This is a genomic window from Dinghuibacter sp. (genome assembly GCF_035492835.1).
Taxonomy (GTDB): domain Bacteria; phylum Bacteroidota; class Bacteroidia; order Chitinophagales; family Chitinophagaceae; genus Dinghuibacter.
The window spans coordinates 1-4,073 of the sequence record NZ_DATJIY010000089.1; the positions used below are offsets into that span (position 1 = coordinate 1).

A 4,073-nucleotide genomic window follows, 5' to 3' on the forward strand; every position below is an offset into this window, starting at 1 on the left:
GGTGGGTGCCTCTTTTCCCCCGTTTTTGCGAAACGTTTCGCAAAAACGGGGGAAAAGAGGCACCCACCCACCCCAGGGCCCAGACACCGCGCGCCTAAATGCACGGTACACTTTCGTATATTCAGTATATTCACCGGCAGAAACCAAAACCTAGCCATGATCCAACTCAAGAACATTGAACGTTATTTCAGCAACGGCAACGTCAAGAACTATGTCCTGCGCTACATCACGGCTGACATCAAGAAAGGCGATTTCGTCAGCATCATGGGTCCATCCGGCGCGGGTAAGAGTACCCTTTTGAACATCATCGGCATGCTCGAAGAGCCCACGGCCGGGGAGTATTATTTCATGGAAACGCCCGTGCATACGCTCAGTGAGAAACAGCGGATCGCGCTTTACCGGACCCATATCGGGTTCGTGTTCCAGGCGTACCACCTCCTCGACGACCTCACGATCTACGAGAACCTCGAGACGCCCCTGATGTATCAGAATGTAAAGGCGGCCGAACGCAAGGCCCGGGTAGCCGAAATCCTCGACCGGTTCAACATGGTCGCCAAAAAGGACCTCTTCCCTGCCCAGCTTTCCGGCGGTCAGCAGCAACTGGTCGGCATCGCCCGCGCCCTCATCGCCCGTCCCCAGCTGATCCTTGCCGACGAGCCCACCGGGAACCTCCAATCCAAACAAGCCGACGAAATCATGAACCTCTTCCAGAAGCTGAATCAGGAAGAAAAGGTCACGATCATCCAGGTTACGCACTCAGAAAAGAACGCCACTTACGGGAACCGCATCCTGCAATTGGTGGATGGCGAGTTCATGGACGAGTAAGTCGCGGATCGGCCCGCATTTTTTCTATACCTTCTTCACGATTTTTTCTCTTTTCCCTGGCTCGCTTCGAGTCGGCGGGGGCGATCCTTTGCCCGCGCTACTTTGGTTTCGCCCGTTCGTATTGGACGGGCCAGGGGACGTCTACGCCCAACTCCTGCGCAGCGTGTAACGGAAAGTACGGGTCGCGGAGCAACTGCCGGGCCAGGAAAATCAGGTCGGCCTGGCCACTCGCCAGGATTTCTTCCGCCTGGACGGCGGTAGTGATCAGCCCGACGGCGCCGGTGTGGATAGACGCTTCTGCGCGGACCTTGGCCGCCAGCGGTACCTGGTAGCCGGGACCCAAGGGGATGCGGATATGGGGAAGGATGCCGCCGGAGGAGCAGTCGACCAGGTCGACGCCCAGGTCGCGGAGCTGGCCCGCCAGAAGAACGGAGTCTTCGGGGGTCCAGCCAGCGGGGTCCCAATCGGTCGCGGATATGCGCACAAAGAGGGGCAGCTCTTGCGGCCAAACGCCGCGGATACCTTCGACCACTTCCTTTAAGAGGCGGGTCCGGTTCTCAAAAGAACCGCCGTATTCGTCCTGTCGCGTATTACAGAGAGGAGACAGGAATTGGTGGAGGAGATAGCCGTGGGCGGCGTGGACCTCGATGACCTTGAAGCCAGCTTCAAACGCCCGGCTGGCGGCGTCCACGAAATCCCGGCGGACCTTGCCGATGCCCGCGGCGTCCAGGGCTTCGGGCGCACGTTCGCCTTCGCGGAAAGGCGTCGCCGAGGACGAGACCATGGGCCACCCGCCTTCGCTGAACTCCAGCAGCCGGTCCTTGTTCCATGGACTGGTGCGGCTGGCCTTCCGGCCGGCGTGCGCCAGCTGGATGCCCGGGATACAGTGCTCGTTGGTGATGAAACGCGTTATCCGTTTAAAGTGCGGGATGTGCATGCGGTCATACAAACCCAGGTCGTCGGGGGTAATGCGTCCTTCTGGGCTGACGGCGGTCGCCTCTACGAACAACAGACCGGGCCCCCCGGCGGCACGGGAACCGAGATGGACGAGGTGCCAGTCGTTCGGATAGCCGTCAACGGCCGAATATTGACACATGGGGGAAACGACGATCCTGTTCTTCAGCGTCAGCGACCGGAGCGTAAAAGGGGTGAATAGATGCGCCATAGTAGGCGCTAATTTAAGGCATCTGTGATTAGTGTACGGCGGTGCTGTCCTGTGGAGGTTTTGCGAGCGCCATAGGCGTAAGGGGCGTCAGGTGCAGGACCCTTATGGCAAAGGAATCCACGGCCACTTCGACGGCCGGTACGTCGCGGGACACCAACCCGCAACCCAGGACGTGGCCGCCCGCGTCCCAAATATCCACCTGGCGTTTGTATAGTGGCGGGGTGCCCAGCTGATCCATCATTTTCCAGGCCGCCGACAACTTGACCGTAGAGTCCTGGTGGACGGCGTCACGATAGTAATACATCATCAGGGTAGGCTGGATGACGTTCTCGAAGGTGGATTTGACCATCTTGGTTTCGAGCAGCTCCTCGAGTTGCGTGAGCGCTTCCAGCCGGTAAGGCGCGTTCCAGTATTGCCGGGATACCTGGGTGGTATCTTTGGCGGGATAGTAGTCCGAGTTCACCACCATCCGCGCGATCTGCAGCCCCCAGGGGTTGTTGAGAAGGAAAGCCGCGGGGTTGTTGATGGCGATATTGGGCGACATCAGGATCAAACCCTTGATGGGGTCTTCCGGATAGGTAGCGGCCAATTGCAGCGCCAGCGTACCCCCGGTCGACGTGCCCATGATAATGACGCTGTCCCCCAATTGTTTGGCAATCGCGTAGGCCTCCTTGGCGCTATTCCACAGACCGTCCGCCGTAAGGTTGACCATCGCTTCAGGGGTGTCGATTCCATGTTCGGCGAGTCGCGACAGGTAAAGGTTGCATCCAAAGGCTTGAGCCATATCCCGGTGAACGGGGTTCCCCTCTTCCTGGCAGGCGGAAAAACCATGCAGGTAGAGCACCACGAAGGGGGTTTTCCGGTGGGTGGAGTCGAACCAAACGATCCTGGCCTCGTTGTTGGGTTTGATATGATGGCGGCCCTCGATCATGGATATATAACCCTCCAGCGCCTGCGGATCGGACGGTACCCCGGGCAGCTGTTTGTCATAAACCGGATGGGCAGGATGTGGGCCAAATAAATAAACCACCGCCAGGATGATTATCAGGCCGAGTCCGATCAGCCAACCTTTACGCATAGGGTTTATTTTATAGAAAATTACGAAATCGGCGGCCATTTACCAGGAAAAGCTATTTTTGCACGCGCCGACGAAAGCAAAACGGCGTCCCTGCGTTAATACAGAGGTTTTGATTTAACCTTTCATTAACCTGTTTACAAATACATTTGTTTTTTTAATGCCAAGTATGAAGAGATTATTGATTGTCATGGCCGTCAGCATGTTCGCAGTACACACGATGGCGCAAAAAACCACCGTGGACAGTACCGCTTCCGGCGCCAGCGTGAAGCCAAAGAAAAAGTCCAGCTTCATCCTCGGCGATCATGCCAACGACCATTTCCTGTTTCAGCTCGGGTACAGCGATTTCCTCAATAAAAAGGACAGCGTCTCCACCAAAGCCTTTGGACGGAGCCTGAACATGTACTTCATGATGGCGTTCAACTCCGAAAACGACCCCCGCTTCAGCGTGGCCGTCGGTCTCGGTTTCGGTAGCGACAACTACTACCTGAACAAAGAGCGGATCGACCTGACTAACCCCACCCGTGGCGTCTTCTACGCGGATACCGCCGACAATTACCGCCGGTCCAAGCTCACCATGGCGTATATTGAGCTACCCGCCGAGATCCGTTACGCCTCGAACCCCACCAACCTCAACCATTCCTGGAAGTTTGCCCTCGGTATCAAGGCCGGTCTGCTGACCAGCGCCCAAACCAAGGTCAAAATGATCCGCGATATCAACGGCCTGACCGACTATACGACAAAGGTCCGCGACAAGCGCCTCTTCACCCCCGGCCGCGTCGTCGGCACGTTCCGCGTGGGCTACGGCGTCTTTTCGCTCTTCGGCCAGACCGACATCACGAATTTCTTCAAATCGGGGGCGGGGCCGGAGATCCGGCCGTGGACCCTGGGGATTACCCTTAGCGGGTTATAAATCTTTCGCACCGCCTTATTGGCCCTGCGCCATTGAGCTGGTCCCAGCGAACCGAGGGGTCCCGAACTCTTTTTCAGTCGTTTTGCGGAGCTCCG

The 4,073-nt window shown here is 57.6% G+C and carries 4 protein-coding genes; 2 read left to right on the forward strand and 2 right to left on the reverse strand.

Going from position 1 to position 4,073, the window contains the following annotated elements; translation table 11 throughout:
• Positions 1–156 precede the first annotated feature (156 nt).
• Positions 157–825 (forward strand): ABC transporter ATP-binding protein, encoded by a 669-nt coding sequence (locus VL547_RS08345; protein ID WP_325577195.1) that lies wholly within the window; start codon positions 157–159, stop codon positions 823–825.
• Between the two features lie 97 nt (positions 826–922).
• Here VL547_RS08345 and VL547_RS08350 read toward each other — a convergent pair whose 3' ends face one another.
• Positions 923–1,990, reverse strand: coding sequence for an NADH:flavin oxidoreductase/NADH oxidase (locus VL547_RS08350; protein WP_325577196.1), 1,068 nt, complete (start codon positions 1,988–1,990; stop codon positions 923–925).
• Positions 1,991–2,018: 28 nt separating this feature from the next.
• Complete coding sequence (locus VL547_RS08355) at positions 2,019–3,068, reverse strand: alpha/beta hydrolase (RefSeq protein ID WP_325577197.1); 1,050 nt, start codon at positions 3,066–3,068, stop codon at positions 2,019–2,021.
• Between the two features lie 166 nt (positions 3,069–3,234).
• On the opposite strand from VL547_RS08355, the gene VL547_RS08360 reads away from it, so the two are divergent.
• On the forward strand, positions 3,235–3,978 hold the full coding sequence (locus VL547_RS08360) for an outer membrane beta-barrel protein (protein WP_325577198.1): 744 nt from the start codon (positions 3,235–3,237) through the stop codon (positions 3,976–3,978).
• Positions 3,979–4,073: the final 95 nt, after the last annotated feature.